17 protein-coding genes and 1 pseudogene are annotated in these 23,554 nt (G+C 73.8%); 9 read left to right on the top strand and 9 right to left on the bottom strand.

The annotated features are described in order from the left end of the window. The first annotated feature begins 6 nt into the window (after positions 1–6). Positions 7–954: an STM4015 family protein gene (locus tag AB0F58_RS15215; RefSeq protein ID WP_357142693.1), complete on the top strand. Its 948-nt coding sequence runs from the start codon at positions 7–9 to the stop codon at positions 952–954. 67 nt (positions 955–1,021) lie between these two features. Beyond that, positions 1,022–1,261, top strand: coding sequence for a hypothetical protein (locus AB0F58_RS15210; RefSeq protein WP_357142692.1), 240 nt, complete (start codon positions 1,022–1,024; stop codon positions 1,259–1,261). 123 nt (positions 1,262–1,384) lie between these two features. On the opposite strand, the gene AB0F58_RS15205 is transcribed toward AB0F58_RS15210, so the two are convergent. Then, positions 1,385–2,050 carry an SMI1/KNR4 family protein gene (locus tag AB0F58_RS15205; protein ID WP_357142691.1) on the bottom strand — a complete coding sequence of 222 codons (666 nt, stop codon included), beginning with the start codon at positions 2,048–2,050 and terminating at the stop codon, positions 1,385–1,387. A gap of 124 nt (positions 2,051–2,174) precedes the next feature. Here AB0F58_RS15205 and AB0F58_RS15200 point away from each other — a divergent pair, with 124 nt between their 5' ends. The 4 genes from AB0F58_RS15200 to AB0F58_RS15185 all read left to right on the top strand — a co-directional run bounded on the left by AB0F58_RS15200 (position 2,175) and on the right by AB0F58_RS15185 (position 10,403). Continuing rightward, positions 2,175–3,497, top strand: coding sequence for an SWIM zinc finger family protein (locus AB0F58_RS15200; RefSeq protein ID WP_357142690.1), 1,323 nt, complete (start codon positions 2,175–2,177; stop codon positions 3,495–3,497). After that, positions 3,494–6,079 (top strand): DUF6493 family protein, encoded by a 2,586-nt coding sequence (locus AB0F58_RS15195; RefSeq protein WP_357142689.1) that lies wholly within the window; start codon positions 3,494–3,496, stop codon positions 6,077–6,079. Before AB0F58_RS15200 ends, AB0F58_RS15195 begins: the two co-directional genes overlap by 4 nt. A 334-nt stretch (positions 6,080–6,413) precedes the next feature. Further along, the gene (locus AB0F58_RS15190; RefSeq protein WP_357142688.1) at positions 6,414–8,852 is read left to right on the top strand and encodes a M14 family metallopeptidase; all 2,439 of its coding nucleotides are present in this window, start codon (positions 6,414–6,416) and stop codon (positions 8,850–8,852) included. A gap of 237 nt (positions 8,853–9,089) precedes the next feature. Then, on the top strand, positions 9,090–10,403 hold the full coding sequence (locus AB0F58_RS15185) for a PHB depolymerase family esterase (protein ID WP_357142687.1): 1,314 nt from the start codon (positions 9,090–9,092) through the stop codon (positions 10,401–10,403). A gap of 244 nt (positions 10,404–10,647) precedes the next feature. Here the strand turns inward: AB0F58_RS15185 and AB0F58_RS15180 are convergent, their stop codons facing one another. Continuing rightward, entirely contained in the window at positions 10,648–12,054 is a 1,407-nt protein-coding gene (locus AB0F58_RS15180) for an endo-1,4-beta-xylanase (protein WP_357142686.1), read from the bottom strand. A 431-nt stretch (positions 12,055–12,485) separates the two neighbouring features. Here AB0F58_RS15180 and AB0F58_RS15175 point away from each other — a divergent pair. Further along, a pseudogene (locus AB0F58_RS15175) lies at positions 12,486–12,963 on the top strand (molybdenum cofactor biosysynthesis protein). Positions 12,964–13,005: 42 nt separating this feature from the next. Here AB0F58_RS15175 and AB0F58_RS15170 read toward each other — a convergent pair. The 7 genes from AB0F58_RS15170 to AB0F58_RS15140 all read right to left on the bottom strand — a co-directional run bounded on the left by AB0F58_RS15170 (position 13,006) and on the right by AB0F58_RS15140 (position 22,106). Beyond that, a complete protein-coding gene (locus AB0F58_RS15170) occupies positions 13,006–13,701 on the bottom strand; it encodes a response regulator (RefSeq protein ID WP_357142685.1) in 696 nt (231 codons plus the stop codon). Further along, complete coding sequence (locus tag AB0F58_RS15165; RefSeq protein ID WP_357142684.1) at positions 13,698–16,250, bottom strand: DUF4118 domain-containing protein; 2,553 nt, start codon at positions 16,248–16,250, stop codon at positions 13,698–13,700. The genes AB0F58_RS15170 and AB0F58_RS15165 overlap by 4 nt, the downstream gene beginning before the upstream one ends. A 110-nt stretch (positions 16,251–16,360) precedes the next feature. After that, a complete protein-coding gene (locus tag AB0F58_RS15160; protein WP_357142683.1) occupies positions 16,361–17,236 on the bottom strand; it encodes a potassium-transporting ATPase subunit C in 876 nt (291 codons plus the stop codon). Beyond that, a complete protein-coding gene (gene kdpB / locus AB0F58_RS15155) occupies positions 17,236–19,434 on the bottom strand; it encodes a potassium-transporting ATPase subunit KdpB (protein ID WP_357142682.1) in 2,199 nt (732 codons plus the stop codon). The genes AB0F58_RS15160 and kdpB overlap by 1 nt, the downstream gene beginning before the upstream one ends. A 20-nt stretch (positions 19,435–19,454) precedes the next feature. Continuing rightward, positions 19,455–21,110: a potassium-transporting ATPase subunit KdpA gene (gene kdpA / locus AB0F58_RS15150; protein WP_357142681.1), complete on the bottom strand. Its 1,656-nt coding sequence runs from the start codon at positions 21,108–21,110 to the stop codon at positions 19,455–19,457. Then, a complete protein-coding gene (gene kdpF, locus AB0F58_RS15145) occupies positions 21,110–21,199 on the bottom strand; it encodes a K(+)-transporting ATPase subunit F (protein ID WP_357142680.1) in 90 nt (29 codons plus the stop codon). Before kdpF ends, kdpA begins: the two co-directional genes overlap by 1 nt. A 289-nt stretch (positions 21,200–21,488) precedes the next feature. Next, positions 21,489–22,106: a class I SAM-dependent methyltransferase gene (locus AB0F58_RS15140; RefSeq protein WP_357142741.1), complete on the bottom strand. Its 618-nt coding sequence runs from the start codon at positions 22,104–22,106 to the stop codon at positions 21,489–21,491. A 135-nt stretch (positions 22,107–22,241) separates the two neighbouring features. Here AB0F58_RS15140 and AB0F58_RS15135 point away from each other — a divergent pair, with 135 nt between their 5' ends. Then, the gene (locus AB0F58_RS15135) at positions 22,242–23,123 is read left to right on the top strand and encodes an N-acetylmuramoyl-L-alanine amidase (RefSeq protein ID WP_357142679.1); all 882 of its coding nucleotides are present in this window, start codon (positions 22,242–22,244) and stop codon (positions 23,121–23,123) included. A 220-nt stretch (positions 23,124–23,343) separates the two neighbouring features. Next, complete coding sequence (locus AB0F58_RS15130; RefSeq protein ID WP_357142678.1) at positions 23,344–23,541, top strand: hypothetical protein; 198 nt, start codon at positions 23,344–23,346, stop codon at positions 23,539–23,541. Positions 23,542–23,554 lie beyond the last annotated feature (13 nt).

The following is a 23,554-nucleotide window of genomic DNA, read 5'->3' as shown; positions in this document are numbered from 1 at the left end:
CCGGCGATGGCGTTCGGTGGGCACGCGCGGACCTTCGCCGGCCGACCCGTGGTGGACGTACCGCCGGACGGACCGCTGCCGACCGTGGACACTCCGGTGTCCTGGCGGTTCGGCTACTGGGACTTCGACCAGTCCGCCGGGACCACCCTGTCCGAGCCGTTCCGGGAGGCGTTCGAGCGGTTCGTCGCGCAGGCCGGGCCGTCGGTGGAGGCGCTGGTGATCGGCGCCTGGGGGTACGCGGCGTTCAATCCCGCCCCGATCGCGCAGCTCTGCGCGGCGGCACCCCGGATGCCGGCACTGCGGGCGCTCTTCCTCGGCGACATGACCTCCGAGGAGTGCGAGGTCTCCTGGATGCGGGTGGGCGACGTCAGCCCGCTGCTCACGGCGTACCCGGAGCTGGAGGTGCTGCGGGTCCGGGGCGGTCAGGACCTCACCTTCTCCCCGGTTCGGCACGAACGGCTGCGTGAGCTGACCGTGGAGACCGGCGGGCTGTCCCCCGCGTTCACCCGGGCGGTGCTCGACTCGGAACTGCCCGCCCTCACCGACCTGGAACTCTGGTTGGGCACCCCCGACTACGGCGGTGACACCCAGGTCGCCGACCTGGCACCGCTGCTGGCCGGCGAGCGCTTCCCGGCGCTGCGCCGGCTGGGGCTACGCAACGCCGAGATCGCCGACGACCTGGCCGAGGCGTTGTCGACCGCGCGGGTGGTGCTCCGGCTGGACCGCCTCGACCTGTCGTTGGGCACGCTCGGCGAGCGGGGTGCCGCCGCGCTGCTGGCCGGTCAACCGCTGACCCACCTGACCGAACTCGACCTGCACCACCACTACCTGCCCGACGGTCTGGCCGACGCGCTGGTCACCGCTCTGCCCGGGGTACGGGTGGACGTGTCGGACCCGCAGGAGGACGACGAGTACGACGGGGAGAGCTACCGGTACACCGCCGTCGGGGAGTGACCCGTTCCGGTTCGGATCGCCCCGGCCTGGGTAGCACCAGGGCAACCGGACGCCGAGGAGGAACGAGATGAGCGACCCGAGGTACGCGGCACTGCCACTGGCCGGCTCCGGCCTGCTGAACGAGGACGACGGCAGCGGTCCCGAACCGACCGGTGCGATCGTCGGCGCGGACGACGCGGCGGCCGACGCCGCCCGCGCCGGCGCCGACGTCGACCTGACCGGGGCGAACCGGGACGGTGACGGTGTTCCGGTCGGCTCGGCCGATGCCGACGCCGACCGTGGACGGGCCGCCGGGCAGCGCGACTGACCAGCGGACGCGGACGACGGTCGCCCATCCCCGGCGGAAGGCGACCGTCGGGCCGTCAGCCTCCGACGGTCACCGGTCGACGCGGTGACCGCGCCGGCGCCGGCCCGGAGCCGGCGGCCCGGCTCAACGGGTGACCGGGGTGGGGCAGGAGTCCAGCCAGCGCCGGTACCAGCGGGCGAAGCCCAACGGCACGCCGTCGTCGTCGCGCAGCGGCCGGAACCCGCCCCCGTCCGCGCTGTCGTCGGCCCACATCTGTCCGCGCGCCGGTCCGCTGACCACCAGTGCCTCCCGCAGGGCACACCCGAGGTGGCACAGGTAGAGCAGGCCGACGGAGTGCGCGTCGTCGTAGACCACCGCCTCGTACAGCTCCTGGTAGGCGTCCTCGGCGGCCTCCAACGCCTCGGGCGAGTCGACGTCGTCCTCGTCGGGCCGTGGGGGGAGGGCGTCGGCCGGGTTGAACGCCTCGGTGTGCGCGAAGGGCTGGTCGAGGGTGTCCAGGTCGGTCAGGTCGGCGCCGTCGCCCTCCCACCGCCACCGTCCGTCGACCCGTCGCAGCGGGAAGAGCCCGTAGGCCGGACCGGCCCCACCCCGGCCGGCCGTCAGCAGGAAGGACCGGTACTCGGCGGGCAACTCCCGCCGCAGCTGTCCCTCCAACTCGGCCAGTTCCGCGCCGGTCAACGGCGGTTCCAGGACGAACCCGTGTTCGCCGGCGCCGAAGACCTCCCCGGCCGTCGGGTCGGCGGCCAGCCGGGCCAGCCGGGGCGGTACGTCGGAGAAGTCCACGGTCATGGCCCGCACCGTACCGGCAGCCACCGACAGCCACCGTCCGCCGGCACGGGCCGGCCGGCACGCGGCGGTGACCTGCGGTCCTGACCGCCGGACGTGTCGGTGGCCCCCCGTACCGTGGGCCACCGTGAACGCGCTTCAGACGTACCGTTACCTGCGACCGTCCGCCCTGGCCGGCGGTGACCTGGCATTGCAGACCAGCGGCGGCCCCTCGGCCAACCCCCGCTTCTTCATCGGCTTCCTCACCGCGCCCCGGGCCGCCGCGACCGGCCTGCTGGCGGTCGCCGAGGTGGCCCGGACCCGTTACCACCAGCCGGTCAACCCGGCGAGCCTGGACCCGGTGGTCACCGGCAGCCGGGACCGGTTGCGCTTCGAGTCCTTCTCCGGCTGCTGCGGGGTGTACGCCCGCCTCGACGTCTCCCCCGCCGGTTTCGACGGCGACGTCGTCGAGCACGGCACCACCAACGTGGATGTGAACGCGCCGCTGCGGGAGGCGCTGGCCCGGGTCGGCGGCCTCGACCCGCTGCACCTGTCGGTCGGGCCGGACGACCTCACCGTGTCCACCATGGACGGCCCGGTGGTGGAGAAGAAGGTACCGCTACCGGCCCGCTGGCTGCGCGGTTTCGCCGAGGTCCACGTGCTGGCCGCCGAGATGGCCCTGCGCGCCGAGGTCCCGGCGACCGAGGCGGCGGCCTTCCTGCGCCGGCTGCCGGCGGCCGGTGACCGGTCGGTGCTCTGGGCGGTGCCGGCCGGCCGGACGCTGCGGCTGACCTCCCGCCCCGGCCCGGGGGCGGTCTGCCTGGCCGGGGCCGGCCGGTTGGCCGCGCTACGCGGACTGCTGCGCTTCGCCACGACGTTACGGGTGTACGGGCCGGCGGTGACCGCCGGGTCACCGGCGGCCGCGAGCGTCTGGGAGCTGGACACCGGCGGGATGCGGCTGTCGCTGACCCTCTCGCCGGAGCCGTACCGGGGATTCTCCGGCGAGGGCGGCGTCCTGGCCTCCCTGGCCTCCGACGACGTCACCGACGACGCCGCACTGGTCAGCGCGCTGCTGTCCTGGGATCCGACGATCGACGTGCCGACACTGGCCCGGCAGGCGGGTCTGACCGACGAGCGGGTCCGGGCGGCCCTGGTGCAGCTGGGCACCGCCGGCCGGGTCGGGTACGACGTGGCCGAGCAGGCGTACTTCCACCGGGTGCTGCCGTACGAGGCGGGCCGGGCCGAGCGGGACAATCCCCGCCTGGTCGGGGCGCGGGCGCTGGTCGAGGCCGGGGCGGTCGGCCGGGACGGCGACGTCGCCACGGTCAGCCACGGCACCGAGGTCTACCGGGTCCGTCGCCTCCCCGACGGCGGGTACACCTGCACCTGTCGCTGGTGGAGCCGGCACCGGGGCGAACGGGGGCCGTGCAAGCACGCGCTCGCGGTCTCCATGGTGGAGGTGCCGGCGTGACCGACGGACGCTTCGACTACCTGACCACCGGGGGCATCCGGGCCGCGAAGGTGGCGGTCACCGGGCTCACCGACGCGCAGCGCCGCGACATGGCGAAGGCCCTGCTGGTCCACGTCCGCGAGCAGGAGAACCCCTGGTTCTGGGAGGCGCGGGCGACCGCGCTGGCGGTGGTGGCGGTGGGCTGCCTGCCCAGCGCCGCCCAGGCCGCCCAGCTGCTCGGCCGGCGGTCGGTGTCGCTGCGCGCGGTGCAGGCCAAGCTGGTCGTCGAGGTGGCGCGGGAGCGGGGTGTGGCCTGGCTGGCCGACCTGGCGTACCGCCTCGCGGACAGGTTGCCGCGCACCGACCCGGACGACGGGTGGGAGTTCATCGCCGCGCTGCTCGCCGCCGAGCAGGCTCCGCCGCCGACCGGGGACCTCTTCGTCACCGGCTGGGTACGGCACCTGGGCTGGCCGAGGGAGCAGCGACAGCGGGGCGTTCCACTGCCGGAGCGGCTCTCCGCCGACCCGTTCCTCGACGCCCTGCTGCCCCGGCTCTTCGAGATCGACGGCATCGGCCTGCACATGGCGTTCGACGCGCCCTGGAACGGGGAGAAGGACGACCCGGAGACCCGGGAGAAGATGGCCCTGCCCCGGGCGCTGGCGGACCTCGCCGGCACCGGCCGGCTCGACCGGAGCGTCCTGCTCGACGGGTGTCTCAGCCGCCTGCTGCGCGACGACCGGCCGTCGGCGCTGCGCGCCTTCGTCGTCCTGCACGACCAGCTCGCCCCGACCGGGCCGGAGGTCGCCGACCGGGCCGCCGGCTACCTGCGGCTACTCGCCGACGCCCCGGCTCCGGTCGCCACGATGGCGCAGAAGGTCCTGCGGCAGGGGGACGCCGCGGAGATCGCCGACGTGCTCGACGCGTCCCGGGCGGTGCTGGCCCGGCCGGAGAAGGCGCTGGTGAAGGCCCAGTTGAGCTGGCTCGACCGGCTGGCCCGCCGGCTGCCGGACCGGACCGCCGACATCGTCGAGGTGCTCGCGGTGGCGCTCGACCATCCCGCCGCCGACATCCGGGACCGGGTCGGCGCACTGACCGCCCGGCACGGACACGCGCCCGCGCCGGCGGTGGTCACCGCCGTCGGGGACGAACTGCCACCACCGGCCGGGCCGCCGCCCGCCCCGCCGCCGATCACCGACCCGGACGAACTGGCCGAGGAGGTCGCGGCCCTGCTCGACGGCGTACCGCAGGCGCTGCCCCTGGACCGAGTGCTCGACGGGCTGGTCCGGCTGGCCGGCGCCGACCTGCCCGTCCTGAACCGGGCCCTCGTGCCGGTGCTGGCCCGGCACCGGCACGGCATGCACGAACACCGGTGGGATCCCTGCTGCCTCTGCGAACTGGTCGGCGGGGTGCTGTACACGGCGGTCGAACCGGCGCGGGCCGCCGACCGGCGTGGCCGGTGGCAGGCGCTGATGGCCGCGGTCGGCCGGACGCCCGAGCCGGACCAGCAGCTCCCCGCGCAGAGCCGGGTGCCCGCCCTGCACCGGCTGCTGCGGGCCCGCATCGCCGAGGTCGGCTGCCGGGTCGGCGGCGACGCCTATCCGGGCCTGCTCGCCATGCCGACCTCGGCCAGCGGAGCGGTCGACCCGGTCGCCCTCTACGAACGGATCGCCCGCCTCGGCTCGGGCGGCCCGTGGCGGTGGGACCTCACCCAGGCGCTGCTGCGGCTGCCCCCGGGGTCCGACGAGCCGCTCGCCGCGAAGGCGCGGGCGTTGCGCAGTCCGGCCGGTGACCGGCTCGCCACCTGGCTGCGCGACGGGGGCCTGCCCGATCCGGTCGCCGAGGTGCTCACCGTGCCCCGACAGAAGCGGGACAGGCCCGCCAGGTCCCGGTGGGCCGACTGGGAGTACGACCGGCTGCCCGAGCGACGCCGGCAGGTGCGGCTGACCCCGCCCGACGGGTACCACGACCGGTACGGGCTGCTCACCGTGCCGGTCGCGCCGCTCGGGGTGAACCAGGGCCACCGGTCGGCGTTCTGGGCGTCGGTGCTGCCCTGGCAGCCGGGTGTGGTGGCGGCGCACGCGCTGCCCGAGGTCGCCAGCGCCGCCGACCAGGACGTCCGGGGAGCCACCGCCGTCCTGCCGGTGCTCGCCGAGAGCGGCGGCGCGGGCGGTCCGGCCCTCGACATCGCCCTGGCGTACGGCCTGGGGGCCCGGCACGAGGCCGACCGGGTCGCCACCCTCGACGCCCTCCTGCTGCTCGCCGCCGCCGGCACCCTGGACGCCCCGGCCGTCGGGGGACACCTCGGCACGCTGGTCACCGACGGCACCGTGCTCCCCACCCGGGTGCTGGGCCCGTTGCGGGACGCGGCCACCGCCGGTGCCCCGCTGAGCGTGTGGCGGCTGCTCGCCGCCGCCCTGCCGGCGCTGCTCGCCGCGCCGACCGCTCCCCGGGGCACTCCGGACCTCCTGACCCTGGCGGCCGAGACGGCCGCCCGTACCGGGGTGCGGATCGAGGTGCCGGGGCTCGCCGAGGTCGCCGGGCGCGGCGGGTCGAGCCGCCTGGTCCGGGAGGCGCGGCGGCTGGCCGAGGCGCTCGACCGGTAGTGGTCGACGGTGGGCCGCCCGTGCGGTGGGCGGCCCACCGTCGGCCGCACGAGCGGCTCACCGCCGCCCGGCCGGGGCGGAGCCACCGGGACCGTCCGGCTCCGCTCGTCAGCGGCGGTGACCAGGGGAGGAGCCGTCCACCAGGTCGCCCAGCGGGCGGCGGCCCGAGCACCGACTCCATTGACATGCGTCACCGCGTTGACCAGGATGGGCGCACCGGTCGTCCGCTTCGGCGGTTCGGGGCCGGGCGCGGCGAAGCCTCCGCCGACCACCGCCGGGTCCGCCCGTACCGGCCCGCCGGCCCGCTCCCGTCTCCCGCGAAAGGCGGCCACAGATGCCCCGACCCGTTCCCTCCCGCTGGCGACGACGGCTCCCCGCGGTGACCGCCGCCGGCGCTGCCCTGCTCATGCTGGCCAGCCCCGCCACGGCGGTCACCGTCACCCCGGCCGCCGGCCCGCGCGCCGCCGCACCGGCCGTCCTCGACCGTCCCGCCGACGAGCAGGCGTCCGTGGTGGAGGTGCTCCTCGCCGGCCAGGCCGCCCTGGACGAGCTGGTCGCCACCGGCGTGGACCTCGACCACCACGTGACCCGCACCGAGACCGGGATCGTGGTGCACGCGGTGGTGACGCCGAGCGAGAACGCCGCGTTACGCCGGATGGGCTACCGGATCGGCGCGACCCTGCACGACCCGGCCGACTCGGCGCGGCGGATCGCCGAGCGGGAGGCGACCATCGCCGGGCACCGAGGCGACAACCAGCGGTTCTCGGCGGCTCTCGCCCCGTCGGCGACCACGTCGGACGTCCGGATCATCCGGGCCGACTACTACACCTCCGGCACCGAGCGGGTGCTGTCGGTGGAGGCGAAGTGGGCACAGGGACAGACGGCCACCGCCGCGCTGACCGTCGCCCGGGACAGCGGCCCCGGCACCGACATCGGCTCCGGCGGCACCCAGACCATCGCCCGCTTCGTCGACGCCGGGGTGTACCTCTACCACCGGGGCGCGGCCACGGTCACCGCCCGGCCGCACCGGATCCAGGTGACCAGCCCGACCGGGGACGTGGCGGTCGCCGAGGTCACCGAGTGGCTGCCGATCCCGGCCGACGACCCGGAGGGGCCGGGCTACCAGAAGGACTTCGTCACCAGCTATCTGACCCCGACGGAGCTGTACGCGCGGATCCGGCAGCTCGCCGCCGACCACCCGAGGCTCGCCGAGGTGGTCGAGCTGCCGTACAGGACGAACGGGTACCGGCGCAAGGCGCAGGTGGTGCTCGGCGGCACCGCCGCCGGGCGGGTCGCGGTCGACTCCCTCGCCTGGGGCCACCAGGGCGGCAACGACATCTCCGTGGAGCTGGCCGACCCGGGTGCCGCCGACCGGCCGCTCACCGTGACCGTCACCGGTCCGGCGATCCGGGTGGAGCTGGCCACCGACGCCGCCGGGGCGGTCACCAGCACCGCCGCCGAGGTGGTCGCGGCGCTCAACGCCCGCGCCGGCACGCTGGTCAAGGCCTACACCTACCGGGGGGAGGCCGGGGCCGGGGTGGTCGCTCCGGTGGCGGCGACGCCGCTCACCGACAACCTCAAGGCGCCGGCGAGCGTGTCCCGCGACCCGCACCCGGTGTACGCGATCCGGATCGGCAAGCACCGGGACGGCTCCCGCACCGGCGTGCTGGCGTACGCCCAGGAACACGCCCGGGAGTGGGTACCCCCGTTGGTGACCATCGAGACCGCCGAGCGGCTGCTGCGCAACTACCCGCACGACCGGCAGACCCGGCAGTTGCTCGACACCCTGGACATCTGGATCGCCCCGTCGATCAACCCGGACGGCGGGCACTACTCGTTCTACGACTTCGCCTCGCAGCGCAAGAGCATGACCAACCACTGCCCGGCCGGTGACGCGGCGGACGCCCTGGCCCGCAACTCGTGGGGAGTGGACAACAACCGGAACTACACCGAGTACAGCCTCTTCGACGGCTACGCGGGCGCGTCGTCGAACTGCACCAGTGGCAGCTACGCCGGACCGTCCGAGCTGTCCGAGCCGGAGAACCGGAACCTGGACTGGCTGGCCCGGCGCGGGAACATCAGGTTCTCGATGAACCTGCACTCCTCCGGCAACTACTTCATGTGGTCGCCCGGGGCGTACTCGCTGCCGGACCGGGTCTCCGCGCCGCGTCCCACGCTCGCCGAGGAGTCGTTCTTCTGGGGTGCCTCGTCCCGGATCCTCACCGCCATCAAGCGGCACCGCAACCTGGCGGTCACCCCGGCCCGGACCGGCCCGATCTCCGACGTGCTCTACTCGGCGGCCGGCAACTCCGGTGACATGCTCTGGTACCGGTACGGCATCTACGCCTGGAACTTCGAGGTCGGCAGCAGCTTCCAGCCGGCCTGGGACGAGGCGCACGAGCAGACCCTGGAGTACGCCAACGGCCTGGTCGAGCTGATGCGGGTGGCCCGCGACTTCGACAAGGACCGCAGGCGGCCGGAGAGCACGATGACGGTGACGCCGAGCGCCACCCCGGGCATGGTGAGCGTGCAGTTCGGGGTCAGCGAACCGGCGGCGGTGTTCTACACCCTCGACGGCGCCCGACCGACCTACGCGTCCACCCTGTACGCCTCGGCGGGTATCCGGGAGGGGGCGGAGACCCTGACCGTACCGGCCGGCACGCGGGTGCACTGGTTCTCGGTGGACGCGGCCGGCAACGTGGAGGGCAACTACCGGCCGGACGGCCACGGCCGCAACTTCAACCGGGGCCGGGCGGTGCTGCCCAACGGCTGACCCGGACGACCGGACGAGGGTGCGGGGTGGTGGCCGACCCGGCCGCCACCCCGTACACCGGCGTGGGTCGTCGTCGCGTCGGTCGCGGACGGGGATCGGCGCGCCGCCGTCGGGCTTGCCCACCGCCTCGAAGGCCATCCATACTGGCAAATGTTCCTGAGCCGGACGTGATCGGGCACCGGGCAGTCCCCGATCGGAACCTCCCTGCCATCCGTGATGCTCAGGAGGAACCATTCCATGACGGCGAGAACGAAGCTGCTGGGGGCTGCCCTGGTGGCCGTCGCGACCACCGTGTTGGCCGCCCTGACGGTCCCCGCCCCGGCGGCCGCCGCGACGCTGACCGAGGTGACCGCCTTCGGCGCGAACCCCAGCAACCTACGCATGTACCTCTACGTCCCGGACCGCGTCGCCCCCAAGCCGGCGCTGGTGGTCGCGGTGCACTACTGCACCGGCAGCGGACCGGCGATGCACTCCGGCACCCAGTACGCCGCGCTCGCGGACCGGTACGGCTACATCGTGGTCTACCCGTCGGTGACCCGCAGCAGCAAGTGTTTCGACGTGTCCTCCCCGCAGGCGTTGCGCCGCGGCGGCGGCAGCGACCCGGTGGGCATCATGTCGATGGTCGACCACGTCCGGCAGCGGTACGACGTCGACCCGGCCCGGATCTTCGCCACCGGCATCTCGTCCGGGGCGATGATGACCAACGTCCTGCTCGGCCTCTACCCCGACGTGTTCAGCGCGGGGGCGGCCTTCTCCGGCGTGCCGTTCGGCTGCTTCGCCACCACGGACGGGTCGGAGTGGAACAGCCAGTGCGCCAACGGCCAGGTCGTCCGGACGCCCCAGCAGTGGGGGGACCTGGTCCGCAACGCGTACCCCGGGTACACCGGCCCACGGCCGAGGATGCAGACCTGGCACGGCACGAACGACGAGACCCTGCGGTACCCCAACTTCGGTGAACAGATCAAGCAGTGGACCAACCTGCACGGGTTGGGTCAGACGCCCACGTACACCGACAGCCCGCAGTCCGGCTACACCCGCACCCGCTACGGCGGGTCCGGTCCGACCGCCCCGGTCGAGGCGATCAGCATGCAGGGTGTGTCGCACAACCTGCCGGTCGACGCCGCGCAGGCGATCCGCTTCTTCGGCATCGACACCACCGCGTCACCGACCAGCCCGCCGCCCTCGACGCCGCCGCCGACGACCCCACCGCCGAGCACTCCCCCGCCCGGCCCCGGAACCTGCCGGATCGGTTACACGGTCAGCACCTGGAACACCGGCCTGACCGCGTCGGTCACCATCACCAACACCGGCGGCAGCACGATCGACGGCTGGCAGCTGGCCTTCCCGCTGCCCGCCGGGCAGACCGTGACCAGCGGGTGGAACGCCACGTACGCGCCGTCGAGCGGGACGGTCACCGCCCGCAACGTCGCCTACAACGCCACGATCGCCCCGAACGCCTCGGTCACCATCGGGTTCCAGGCCACGCACACCGGGAACACCGGCGCACCGGCCTCGTTCGCCCTCAACGGCACCACCTGCGCCACCGGCTGAGGCCGGAGCGACCGCGGTGGGCACCGGGTCCGGTGCCCACCGCCACCCGATTCTGTCCGGCCCGACGAACGTGGCGAGTGCTCCGCCGCACCGCGTTGGCTGCCCGTTCGCCGACGCCCACCGTCCGGATAGGGAACCCCCATCATGACGGCGTCGTCAGCCACACGATTCCACGTTCGACGATGCCGGGGGCGGGACGGCGTCGATCGCCGTCCCGCCCCCGGCCGGGCCGGATCGTCCGGAATCAGCCCGCCGTGCAGGTGGGGGTGCCGGCCGGGCCGACACCGGTGCCCTGGAAGCCGAACTCGGTGCTGGTACCGGGCGCCAGCCGACCGTTGAAGTCGACGTTACCGAAGGTCAACGCACCGGTGGTGCCGCTACCCCGCGCGTTCCAGGTGTTGGTGACCACGCTGCCGGACGGCAGGGTGAGCGCGACGGTCCAGCCGTCGAGGCCGGCGGTACCGGCGGTCACCCGGACCGTGGCCACGAACCCACCGGTCCACGAGTTCAGCGACACCGTGGCGGAGCAGGCCCCGCCGGGCGGCGGGGTGGTCGGCGGGGGCGTGGTCGGGGGCGGGGTGGTCGGCGGCGGGGTGGTGCCGCCGCCGTTCAGGGCGTTCAGGGTCGAGGTGTAAGCCGCCTTCTTGTTGCCGTTGCCGTCGAACAGCAGCGGGGTGCCACTGGCCCGCCAGGAGTCGGTGTCCCGGATGCCCCAGACGGTGATGCCGGTGCAGCGGGCCACGGCCAGGCAGGCCCGGACCACCCGGGCGTAGTTGTCGGCCTGGGTCTGTCCCGAGCCCTCGATGTCCAACTCGGTGATCTGCACGTCGACGCCGAGCGCGGCGAAGCTCGACAGCGTCGTCTGGTAGTTCGCCGGCACCGGCGACTGGCTGTTGAAGTGGGACTGGAGGCCGACGCAGTCGATCGGGACGCCCCGGGCCTTGAAGTCCCGGACCATGGTGTACACCGCCTGCGTCTTGGCGTGGGTCCAGTCGTCGGTGTTGTAGTCGTTGTAGCAGAGCTTGGCGGCCGGGTCGGCCGCCCGCGCGGCGCGGAACGCCACCTCGATCCAGTCGTTGCCGGTCCGCTGGAGGTTGGAGTCACGGCGCGCTCCGCTGCCGCCGTCGGCGAACGCCTCGTTCACCACGTCCCAGGAATGGATCTTGCCGCGGTAGTAGCTGGCCACCTGGGTGACGTGGTTGACCATCGCCGACCGCAGCGCGGTCCCGCTCATGTTCTGCGCCCAGCCGGGCTGCTGGGAGTGCCAGGCCAGGGCGTGACCGCGCACCATCATCCCGTTGGCTCGGGCGTGGTTGACGATCCGGTCGGCGTTGGCGAAGCTGAACTGGCCCTGCGACGGTTCGGTCGCGTCCCACTTCATCTCGTTCTCCGCCGTCACGGAGTTGAACTCGCGGTTCAGGATGCCGACGTAGGTGGCGTCGGAGAGCTTGTTCGCGGCCACCGCGGTGCCGAAGTAGCGGCCCGTCTCGCCGGCCGCCGTGGCGAGGGTGGTCCCGGCACTGGCGCTGGAGGACGCCACGACCACCGTGGTGGCGACGAGGGCGACCCCCAGCGCGGCCGACAACCATGCCGCGCGGGTTCGTGGTCCGGTCGCCGGGCGCCCGCTGTCGCGGGCGGACAGGTCGTTCATGACAGCTGCCTTTCGCTGAGCTGCACGGATGGGGAAGGACGCCCCGACCACTGCCCCACCACGGCGGCCGGCCCGGCGTCGGTGTGGTCGCCCGGAGGCCACATCGACCGGTTCGGCTGCTCGACCACCATGGTTCGATCGAAGCTCCTGTATCCGCACAGTATCGAAACAATCCCGAAACCTCAACGGGCGGACCCCTGCCCTCCCGCCACCAGGGGCCGTCCAGCGTAGACCCCGTCGGCCCGCCCACGACCAACCCGAGCAGGGGCGTGAACGCATTCGAGTGGCAGGCGACGACGACCGGGAGGCGGCGGAATTATCGATATGATTCCGAAACTTTCGGCAGGCCGCGAGCTGGCCGCCCCGGCGTACCTGCGGGACCACGTCTCGCTGCGGCTGATCGGGCGGAACGGCTCCGTAGAATCCCCGCCGTGCCCGAGATCCTCCAGCTGTTGGCCTCGCCCGTGCACCGGTACGTGGGTCGGCCGGCCGACGGCCCGGCACCGGCCACCCGCGACGAGATCGTGACGGAGGTCCGCATCCGGGCCGGGCTCGGCATCGTCGGCGACCGCTACTTCGGCCGGCCGGCCCGCCCACCGCGACGCGAGCGTCACCCTGATCGCGCGGGAGTCCCTGCCGCCCGGCGCCGACCTGGTGCAGGTCCGGCGCAACGTCCTGACCGCCGGCCTCGCCGTGGACGAGCTGGTCGGATCCGTGCTGGTCCTCGACTCGGGACAGGGGCCGGTCCGGCTGCGGGTCAACCGCGCCGCCCACCCGTGCGCCTGGATGGACGCCACGATCGGCCCCGGAGCCTGGAAGGCGTTGCGCCGACGCGGCGGCGTCCGCTGCACCCCGCTGACCGACGGCACGCTGCGGGTGGGCCCGGTCCAGGTCACCGTGGTCGGCTGAGCGGACGTCCCGGGCTCCGGAGAACCCGGTCACCGGTACGGGTCAGCCCTGCGGATCGGGTCGGAACCGGTAGCCCATCCCGGGTTCGGTGACGAGGTGGCGGGGACGGGCCGGGTCGTCCTCGAGTTTGCGGCGCAGTTGGGCCAGGTACTGACGCAGGTAGTTGGTCTCGTTCTGGTACTCCGGCCCCCACACGTCGTGCAGGAGCTGCCGCTGACTGACCAGCTTGCCGGGATGACGCAGCAACTGTTCCAGGACGTTCCACTGGGTAGGGGTCAGTCGGACGTCGGTGCCGTCGTCCCGGGTGACCGTACGGTCGGTGAGGTTCACGGTGTGCCGGCCGACCCGTACGGTGGCGACCGCGCTGTCGGCCGCGCCGTGCAGGCGGCGGGTGACGGCACGGATCCGGGCGAGGAGTTCGTCCACCCCGAAGGGCTTGGTGACGTAGTCGTCGGCGCCGGCGTCCAGGGCGGAGACCTTGTCCTGGCTGCCGGCGCGGCCGGAGAGGACGATGATCGGGACGGTGCTCCAGCCCCGCAGGCCCCGGATGACGTCCACCCCGTCCAGGTCGGGCAGGCCCAGGTCGAGCACCACCAGGTCGGGAGGGTGGCTGGCGGCGAGCTTCAACGCCGTGGTGCCGGTGTCGGCCACCGCGACGTCGTAGCCCCGGGCCCGCAGGTTGATCCGGAGGGCACGGAGGATCTGCGGTTCGTCGTCGACGACGAGGATGCGGGTCATTCCCGTGGTCCCTCCGGTCCGGGGTGCGGGGCGGCGGGCAGGCGCAGCACCATGGTCAGGCCGCCACCGGGGGTGGTCTCGGGGATGATGCTGCCCCCCATGGCCTCGGCCAGGCCCCGGGAGAGCGCCAGACCCAGGCCGACGCCGGTGGTGTTGTCCCGGTCGCCGAGGCGCTGGAACGGCAGGAAGACGTGGTCCCACTGGTCCTCGGGGATCCCCGGACCGGTGTCGATCACCCGTAGCTCGACCTGCCCGGCGTGCGCACTGGCGGTGATCCGGGGCGGTTGCCCGGCCGGACTGTGCCGCAGGGCGTTGGCGACGACGTTGACCAGCACCCGCTCCAGCAGTCCCGGGTCCGCGGTGGCAGCGGGCAGGTCGGCGGGAATGTCGGTGGTGACGCTCGCGGCTTCCGGCCCGAGTTCGTCCAGGGCCCGGGGTACGACGTCCTCCAGGCCGATCGCGGTGGCGGCGACACCGAGCGCCCCCGCCTGGAGGCGGCTCATGTCGAGCAGGTTGGCGACGAGCCGGTCGAGCCGGTCGAGGGACTCGTCCGCCGTGGCGAGCAGCTCGGCCCGGTCCTCGGCGTCGAACTCGACGTCCGGGCTGCGCAGGCTGGACACGGCGGCCTTCGCCGAGGCCAGCGGGGTACGCAGGTCGTGGCTGACGGCGGCGAGCAGCGCGGTACGCATCCGGTCGGCCTGGGCCAACGGACGGGCCGTGGCGGCCTCCTCGGCGAGCCGCTCCTGCCGGAGCGCGACGGCGGCCTGTGCGGCGAACGCCTCCACCACCCGGCGGTCGGCCGCGTCCAGGCGACGCCCGGCGAGGACCACGGTGAGCCGGTCGTCGACCGGGACGGCCGTCTCCCCCGCGCTCGGGCTGGCCGGGGGCTCGGCACCGACACCGGCGACGATCCGCCAGGCGGTCGCCTCGCGGGCCCGGGTCGGGCGGCCCTCCGCCTCGGCGGTCAGTTCGAGCACGCTGACCGCGCGCAGGCCGAAGGTCTCGCGCAGCCGGTCGAGCAGCGCCGGCAGCGGTCGCTCCCCGCGCAGCACGCCCCCCGCGACGGTGGCCAGGGTCTGCGCGTCGGCGGACGCCCGGGCCGCCTCCCGGGTCCGGCGGGCGGCCACGTCGACCACCCCGCTGACCGCGACGGCCACCCCGACGAACACCGCGAGGGCGAGCAGGTTGTCGCCCTCGGCGATGGTGAGCGTCCGGAACGGCGGCGTGAAGAACCAGTTGAGCAGCAGGGAGCCGCCGAGCGCGGCGAGCAGGGCCGGCCAGAGGCCACCGATCAGGGCGACCCCCACCACGGCGGCCAGGACGATCAGGATGTCGTTGGTGAGGGTGAGGTCGGGCAGCGCGTCGAGCAGCACGGTCAGCGCGGGCATCCCGAGCAGGGCCACCGCGAAACCGACCAGCCGGCGCCGCCGGGACAGCGCCGCCGGCACCGTGCCGGCCCGCCGACCGCGTCCCGCCTCGGGGTGGGTGACCAGGTGCACGTCGATCGGCCCGGACCGGGCGGTCGTGGTCACCCCGACACCCCGGGACAGCAGGTGGGCGAGGCGACCCCGGCGGCTGGCCCCGAGGACGAGTTGGGTGGCGTTGACGCCCCGGGCGAAGTCGAGCAGCGCGGCGGGCACGTCACCGCCAAGCACCTGGTGGTACGTGCCGCCGAGGCTCTCCACCAGGATCCGCTGCCGGGCGAGTCGGGCCGGGTCGGCGCCGGCGAGGCCGTCGCTGCGGGCGACGTGCACGGCGAGCAGGTCGGCACCCTTGCTGCGGGCGGCGACCCGGGCGGCCCGACGGATCAGCGTCTCCCCCTCCGGGCCACCGGTGAGGGCGACCACCACCCGTTCCCGCGCCTCCCAGGTCGCCCGGATGCCCTGCTGGGCGCGGTACGCGTCGAGCTGCTCGTCGACCTTGTCGGCGAGCCAGAGCAGCGCCAGTTCGCGCAGCGCGGTCAGGTTGCCGACGCGGAAGTAGTTGCCCAGCGCCGCGTCGACCCGGTCCGGGCGGTAGACGTTGCCGTGCGCCATCCGGCGACGTAGCGCCTGCGGGGTCATGTCGACCAGTTCGACCTGCTCGGCGGCGCGGACGACCTCGTCGGGCACGGTCTCCCGCTGCACAGTGCCGGTGATCCGGGCGACCACGTCGTTGACCGAGTCGAGGTGCTGGATGTTCACCGTCGACAGCACCGAGATGCCCGCGTCGAGCAGGTCCTGGACGTCCTGCCAGCGCTTGGCGTTGCGGGAGCCGGGCACGTTGGTGTGGGCGAGTTCGTCCACCACGGCCACCTCGGGCCGGCGGGCGAGCACCGCGTCGAGGTCCATCTCGGTGAACCCGACGCCCCGGTGGGTGATCCGGCGACGGGGGACCACCTCCAGGTCGCCGAGCATGGCGGCGGTCTGCGGCCGGTCGTGCGTCTCGACCAGACCCACCACCACGTCGGTGCCGCGTTCCGCCCGGCGCCGCGCCTCCTCCAGCATGGTGTAGGTCTTTCCCACGCCGGGGGCGGCCCCCAGGTAGATGCGTAGTTCTCCCCGTGACACGACACCATCCTTCCTGGTCGTGGGCCTGCTGCTCACCGGGACCGGCCCGCCCGCCGGGTACCGGCGCGGTGCCGGGGCCGCCCGGACCGGCCCCGGTGCCGGGCGGGCGGTCAGCGGGCGGGGAACCGCTCGTCGAGGGCGAGGTTGAGCGCCAGCACGTCGACCCGGGGCGCGCCGAGGAAGCCGAGGCCCCGGCCGGCGGTGTGCGCGGTGACCAGGTCGCGGATCCGCGCCGGGTCCACTCCCCGCTCCCGCGCCACCCGGCTCACCTGGAGGGCGGCGTACGCGGGGCTGATGTGCGGGTCGAGGCCGCTGCCGCTGGCGGTGACCGCGTCGGCGGGGACCGCCGGGCGCTCGGGCGCGTCGCCCCGGATCGGCGTGACCAGCCCGCCGGCGGCGACGTGGTCCTCGCCCGGGTGAGCCGGTTCCACCGGCACGCCCTGGTAGCTGGCGAGGAAGGGGATCGCCGGGGCGGCCTGGTTGACGCTGACCACCCGGGTCACCGGACCGGTCAGCCCGTCGCGGCGGAAGACGGCCAGCACCGCGCCGACCCCGTCGTCGGTGCAGTAGGGGCGGCGACCGTCGACGCCGTTGAACTCCCCCACCGCCCGGCTGCGGGCGCAGACCTGGCTGAGCAGGCTCGGCGTCGAGGCCGCCGGGTCGGTGGCGAGGACGTCGACGACGCTCTCCGGGCCGAGGTTGCCGGCGGTCGTGGCGGTGGGGTCGTAGCCGGCTGCGGACGGCCGGGACTGGAAGTAGCGCGGAACGGGGTCGCCGTCGGCGTCGGTGAAGGACTGGCCGATCAGGGCGCTGCCGACGGTACGGCCGTCGACGTCGACGAGCGAGCCGTCCGCCCTGCCGGCGAGGCCGGGGATCCGCCCCACCGCGACCAGGGCCAGGGGGTAGGCGAGGCCGAGCAGCACGGTGAGGACGAGCAGCGCGCGCAGGGCGGCCAGGTGCGGGGCGAGCCAGCGGGGAAGGCGCATCACGAGATCCCTGGGAGGAATTGGACGAGCAGGTCGATGAGCTTGATGCCGACGAAGGGCGCCAGGACGCCGCCGAGTCCGTAGACCAGCAGGTTGCGGCTGAGCAGCTGCGAGGCGGCGGCCGGGCGGTAGCGGACGCCGCGCAGCGCGAGCGGGATGAGCGCGACGATGACGATCGCGTTGAAGACGACCGCCGAGAGCATCGCCGACTCGGGGCTGGCCAGCCGCATGACGTTCAACGTGTCCAGGCTCGGGTAGATGCCGGCGAACATGGCCGGGATGATCGCGAAGTACTTCGCGAGGTCGTTGGCGATCGAGAAGGTGGTCAGCGCCCCCCGGGTGATGAGCAACTGCTTGCCGATCTCCACGATCTCGATCAGTTTGGTCGGGTCGGAGTCGAGGTCGACCATGTTGCCGGCCTCCTTGGCGGCGGAGGTGCCGGTGTTCATGGCCACGCCGACGTCGGCCTGGGCGAGGGCGGGGGCGTCGTTGGTGCCGTCGCCGGTCATCGCGACCAGTCGGCCGCCCTCCTGTTCGGCGCGGATCAGGGCGAGCTTGTCCTCGGGGGTGGCCTCGGCGAGGACGTCGTCGACACCTGCCTCGTCGGCGATCGCCCTGGCGGTCCGCGGGTTGTCGCCGGTGACCATCACGGTCCGGATGCCCATCCGGCGCAGCTCGTCGAAGCGGTCCCGCATCCCGGGCTTGACCACGTCCTTGAGGTGGATGACGCCGAGGGCGCGGGCCGGCCGGCCGTCGAGGTGCTCGGCGACGACGAGCGGCGTGCCGCCGCTGCCACTGATCTCGTCGACCAGGCGAGCCACCTGCCCGGTGGGGTGGCCGCCGTTGTCGCGTACCCACGTCGTCACGGTCGCGGCGGCACCCTTGCGGATCCGGCGGAGTCCCCCGTCGACGCCCGCCGCACCGAGGTCGACGCCGCTCATCCGGGTCTGCGCGGTGAACGGCACGAACGTGGCGTGCGGTTCCGGAACCGGCTCCCGCTCACCCGGGCCGAACCCGTCCGTCGCGAGGACGACGACCGAGCGGCCCTCGGGGGTCTCGTCGGCGAGGCTGGACAGCCGCGCGGCGTCCGCCACGGCCGCCGGGGCCACCCCGTCGACCGGGAGGAACTCGGCGGCGTGCCGGTTGCCGAGGGTGATGGTGCCGGTCTTGTCGAGCAGCAGGGTGTCCACGTCGCCGGCGGCTTCGACGGCCCGGCCGCTCATGGCCAGGACGTTGCGTTGGACGAGGCGGTCCATGCCGGCGATGCCGATCGCCGAGAGCAGCGCGCCGATGGTGGTCGGGATCAGGCAGACCAGCAGGGACACCAGCACGATCCCGCTGATCCCGGCATCGGTGATCGCGGTCGTGTCCGGCGCGGCCCCCTGGTGACGCTTGGCGGCGACCGCCAGCGGCTGGAGGGTGACCACGGCCAGCAGGAAGACGAGCGTGAGCGCGGCGAGCAGGATGTTCAGCGCGATCTCGTTCGGGGTCTTCTGCCGGTCGGCTCCCTCGACCAGCCTGATCATGCGATCGATGAAGCTCTCGCCGGGCCGCTGGGTGATCGTGACGACGATCCGGTCGGAGAGGACCCTCGTGCCGCCGGTGACCGCGCTGCGGTCACCGCCGGACTCCCGGATCACCGGCGCGGACTCACCGGTGATCGCGGATTCGTCGACGCTGGCGATCCCCTCGACCACGTCCCCGTCACCGGGGATGATGTCGCCGGCTTCGACCAGGACGATGTCGCCCTGCCGGAGGTCGGTCGCGGGGACGGCCTCCTGCCGGTGACCGTCGGTCCGTGCCGCCCCCGGGGTCCAGCCGACCAGGCGGGTGGCGGTGGTGTCCGTCTTCGTCCTGCGCAGGGCGGCGGCCTGGGCCTTGCCCCGGCCCTCGGCGACCGCCTCGGCGAGGTTGGCGAAGAGGACCGTCAGCCACAGCCAGACGGTGATGGCGACCGCGAACACCGACGGGTCGGCGACCGCGAGCACGGTGGTGAGGAGCGCCCCGATCTCGACGATCAGCATCACCGGGTTGCGCCACAGGGTGCGCGGGTCGAGCTTGCGCAGGGCGCCGGGGAGCGATCGCACCAGCTGCCGGGGGTCGAGCAGGCCGCCACCGATCCGGTCGACGCGGGCTGTCGGGGGGTTGGCGGTCGCCGCGTCGGGGGTGTCGTGCGGTGCCGTCGTGGAGGTGGTCATCTCGGTCCCTCTCATGCTGGTCAGAGCCCCTCTGCCAGGGGGCCGAGCGCGAGGGCGGGCAGGAAGGTCAGCGCGACCAGGATCACCGTGACGCCGACGACCATCCCGACGAAGAGGGGGCGGTGCGTCGGCAGGGTGCCCGCCGAGGCGGGAGTGGGCTGCTGGCGGGCGAGCGAACCGGCCAGCGCGAGCACGAGGACGATCGGCAGGAAGCGGCCGAGCAGCATGCACAGGCCCAGCGCCGTGTTCCACCACGGCGTGGCGACCGTGATGCCGGCGAACGCGGAACCGTTGTTGTTGCTCGCCGAGGTGAACGCGTAGAGGACCTCGGAGAGCCCGTGCGGGCCCACGTTGAGCGCGGTCGCGTCGTTGCCGGTGGCGAACGCCGCCGCGGTACCGACCAGCACTAGGGCCGGGGTGACCAGGAAGTACAGCGACGCGAGCTTGATCTCGCGCGGGCCGATCCGCTTACCCAGGTACTCCGGGGTCCGGCCGACCATCAGACCGGCCACGAACACGGTGATCACCGCCAGGACCAGCATTCCGTAGAGTCCGGCACCGACGCCGCCGGGGGCCACCTCGCCGAGCATCATGTTGACCAGCGGCAGCATGCCACCCAGCGCGGTGTACGAGTCGTGGGACGAGTTCACCGCCCCGGTCGAGGTGAGCGTGGTCGCGGCGGCGAACGTCGCCGAGTTCGACACGTCGAACCGCACCTCCTTGCCCTCCAGCGCCGCGCCCACCGCCTGCGGCACCGTGCCGTGGCCCGCCGACTCGAACACGATGGTCAGGGTGACGCTGGCCAGCGCCAGGATCGCCATCACCGCGGCGATCGCGTACCCCTGCCGGGGCTGGCCGACCAGCCGGCCGAAGACCCGGGGCAGGCTGAAGGGGATCAGCAGGACCAGGAACACCTGGAGCCAGTTCGTCCACGTGGTCGGGTTCTCGAACGGGTGGGCGCTGTTCACGTTGTAGAAGCCGCCGCCGTTGGTGCCGAGCTGCTTGATCGCCTCCTGGCTGGCCACCGGCCCGCCGGGGATGGTCTGGCCACCGCCGGTCAGGGTGGTGACCTCGGTGCCGGCGGAGAGGTTCTGCACCACTCCCCCGGCCATCAGGACGAGCGCCCCGAGCACCGAGATCGGCAGCAGGATCCGCAACGTGATCCGGACCAGGTCGACCCAGAAGTTGCCCAACTCGCCGCTGCGGCTGCGGGCGAAGCCCCGGACCAGGGCGACCGCGACCGCGATGCCCACCGCCGCGGAGACGAAGTTCTGCACCGCCAGCCCGGCCATCTGGACCAGGTGACCCATGGTCGACTCACCCGGGTACCACTGCCAGTTGGTGTTGGTCACGAAGGAGACCGCCGTGTTCCAGGCCCCGTGCGGGACCACCGGCTCGAAGCCCAGTGACAGCCACAGGTGCTGCTGGAGGCGCTGGAAGGCGTACAGGAACAGGATCGAGACGGCGGAGAAGGCGAGCACGCTGCGGGCGTACACCGCCCAGGACTGCTCGGCGCTCCGGTCGACCCCGACGAGCCGGAGGATGCCCCGCTCGACATGGCCGTGCCGCCGGCCGGACACGACGCTGTACAGGTAGTCGCCGAAGGGCCGGTGAAGGGCGACCAGCGCCACGCCGAGCGAGACGACGAAGAGCACACCCGCGGTCGTCGCGGACATCAGAAGCGCTCCGGGAAGAGCAGGGCGACCACCAGGAACACGGCCAGGCCGGTCGCCAGCACCAGGCCGACGGCGTCCACGACACTCACCGCTGCTCCAGGCCTCTGAGCACCAGGGCGAGCGTCGCGAACAACGCCACCGTCACCACCACGAACACCAGGTCAGACACGGCTGGCTCCTCACCAGGGACGTCACCCACGACCGCCGGTGCGGTCGTGCCGGGCCATCACAACGCGTCCACCGCCGCGCGGACAGGGTCCTTGACGCGACCATGACGGCGGACACCCGTTTCTTGACGCGTTCTTCACGTCACCGGGCGGTGGAGGTGAGCGCGGTCACCGGACGGGTGTCCGGCCGCGCCCGGGGACGACGTACGGGTCAGGGGCGCCGACGGGCCCGCAGGACCGCGTCACGGGCGGTGCCGGCGGGTCCGTGCGGCCCTGGGCCCGCCGGCCGGGTGCGGGTACCGGCGACGAGGACGTCCCAGCCGGGGCCGAGGCTGTCCACCATCTCCTCGGCGGTGACCTGTGCCTCCGCCGCCCTCGGGGGGCCGCCGGGGTGGTGCGGGTCCGACGGGTGGTGGCCGACGACCAGCAGGGTGCCGTCCGGCGCGACCGACGCCGCCAGCCGGCGCAGCAGCGTCCCGGGTGGCGCGGTCGAGTGCACGTAGTGCGCGCAGACCAGGTCGAACCCGTCGCCCGGCGGGGTCCACGTGGTCAGGTCGGCCCGTACCCAGTGGATCCGTCCCGCGACGTCGGCACCGAGTTCGGCGGCCTGTTCGCGGGCACGCCGGAGGGCGGTGGCGGCGAGGTCCACGGCCGTCACCCGCCAGCCACGCGAGGCGAGCCAGCGGGCGTCGGCCCCCTCGCCACAACCGGCGTCCAGTGCCGTGCCGGGCGCGAGGTCCGCCCCACTCGGGCGCAAATATCGTTGCCGTTCCGGCAAAGCCCGGCGGTGCCGCAGCGCCCGGAGCGGCCACCCCGGCAGGCGCGGCACCCCGGTCCGGGGCAGGCCGGGCACCGCTCCCGGGGGAATTCTTCACTCCGGATGAACGAGTTGTAGACAACCTTCGATCACTGGCCCTATCGTCACCCCATCGAGATTCATTGATTTGTGTCGATGGGAGAACCGATGCGACTCCGGCGATGGGCGAGCGTATCCCTGGCCCTGGTCGTCCTGCAGGGCGCCGTCCTCGGCGCCGCTCCGTCCGCGCACGCGGCGGTGCCCGCGCCGGCCGCGGACGGCGCGACGGACCACACCATCCTGAGCACCGACTACGGGCCGGCGGCCTGGGTGCCGGCCAACCCCGGCAACTACACCGTGGCCAGCCGCCCCGGCAGCCAGCCCGTCACCCACGTCGTCATCCACGTGACCCAGGGTTCGTACACCAGCGCCATCAACTGGTTCCAGAACCCGGCGTCCAAGGTCAGCGCGCACTACACGTTCCGCTCCTCCGACGGCGCGGTCACCCAGTCCGTCCGCGAGAAGGACATCGCCTGGCACGCCGGCAACTGGACCTACAACACCCAGTCGATCGGCATCGAGCACGAGGGCTGGGTCGACAACCCGGCGTGGTTCACCGACGCCATGTACCGGGCGTCCGCCGCGCTCACCCGGAACCTCGCCGACCGGTACGGCATCCCCAAGACCCGCAGCAACATCATCGCGCACAAGGAGGTGTCCGGGGCCACCCACACCGACCCCGGCCCGCACTGGAACTGGACCTACTACATGCAGCTGGTCAACGGGGTCACCGGCATCGGCTCCGGAACGGTGGACAGCGGCACCGCCGTGCTCAACGTACGTTCGGGGCCCGGCACCGGCCACGCCGTCGTCGGTTCCCTGACCGGCGGCAGTGCGGTGAGCGTCTACTGCCAGGCCACCGGCACCGCGGTCACCGGCCCCTACGGCACCTCCAGCATCTGGCACCGGATCGGCACCAACCGCTACGTCTCCGACGCCTACCTGTACACCGGTCACGACGGTTACATCCCGAACGTGCCGCGCTGCTAGCCGCACCGCCGCAGGTCCGGAGCGCGCTGCTCCGGACCTGCGCCCGCACCCCCCACCCGCCCGCGCCGGGACTCCCCCGGGCGGGCGAATGGCCGGAAACGGCCCGCGCCACCGGGTCACGCTCCGCACCATGGAACCAGGACAAGCGCGACGGTGAGAGGAGCGAACGGTGACGAGGCGTCGGCGTGGTAGACGAGCAGCGCTGGTACAGGCGGCGACGATGTCGCTGGCAGCGGTGGTGACCATCGTGGCCGTGGTGCGGGCGGGACGACGCCGCACCGGGGACCACGCGTCGACCGGGGGTTTCCCCACCGTCGACGAGCGCATGGTGCCCGGGGTGGGCAGGGACGGGTCAGCGCCGGTCGGCGCGGTGGGCCGGAGCAGCGAAACGGCGGCGTGGGTGGCGACGGCCGGCTGAGCGGGGCACCGCC

It is taken from the genome of Micromonospora sp. NPDC023956 (genome assembly GCF_040639195.1).
Lineage (GTDB): Bacteria > Actinomycetota > Actinomycetes > Mycobacteriales > Micromonosporaceae > Micromonospora.
This window is presented reverse-complemented; position numbering and strand designations above follow the sequence as displayed.

Coding starts and splice junctions, on each gene's coding strand:
- AB0F58_RS15210 (WP_357142692.1), top strand. CDS start 1,022: ATGAGCGACCCGAGGTACGCGGCACTGCCACTGGCCGGCTCCGGCCTG.
- AB0F58_RS15135 (WP_357142679.1), top strand. CDS start 22,242: ATGCGACTCCGGCGATGGGCGAGCGTATCCCTGGCCCTGGTCGTCCTG.
- AB0F58_RS15160 (WP_357142683.1), bottom strand. CDS start 17,236: ATGCGCCTTCCCCGCTGGCTCGCCCCGCACCTGGCCGCCCTGCGCGCG.
- AB0F58_RS15185 (WP_357142687.1), top strand. CDS start 9,090: ATGACGGCGAGAACGAAGCTGCTGGGGGCTGCCCTGGTGGCCGTCGCG.
- kdpA (WP_357142681.1), bottom strand. CDS start 21,110: ATGTCCGCGACGACCGCGGGTGTGCTCTTCGTCGTCTCGCTCGGCGTG.
- kdpB (WP_357142682.1), bottom strand. CDS start 19,434: ATGACCACCTCCACGACGGCACCGCACGACACCCCCGACGCGGCGACC.
- AB0F58_RS15130 (WP_357142678.1), top strand. CDS start 23,344: ATGTCGCTGGCAGCGGTGGTGACCATCGTGGCCGTGGTGCGGGCGGGA.
- AB0F58_RS15170 (WP_357142685.1), bottom strand. CDS start 13,701: ATGACCCGCATCCTCGTCGTCGACGACGAACCGCAGATCCTCCGTGCC.
- AB0F58_RS15190 (WP_357142688.1), top strand. CDS start 6,414: ATGCCCCGACCCGTTCCCTCCCGCTGGCGACGACGGCTCCCCGCGGTG.
- AB0F58_RS15215 (WP_357142693.1), top strand. CDS start 7: ATGGCGTTCGGTGGGCACGCGCGGACCTTCGCCGGCCGACCCGTGGTG.
- AB0F58_RS15180 (WP_357142686.1), bottom strand. CDS start 12,054: ATGAACGACCTGTCCGCCCGCGACAGCGGGCGCCCGGCGACCGGACCA.
- AB0F58_RS15205 (WP_357142691.1), bottom strand. CDS start 2,050: ATGACCGTGGACTTCTCCGACGTACCGCCCCGGCTGGCCCGGCTGGCC.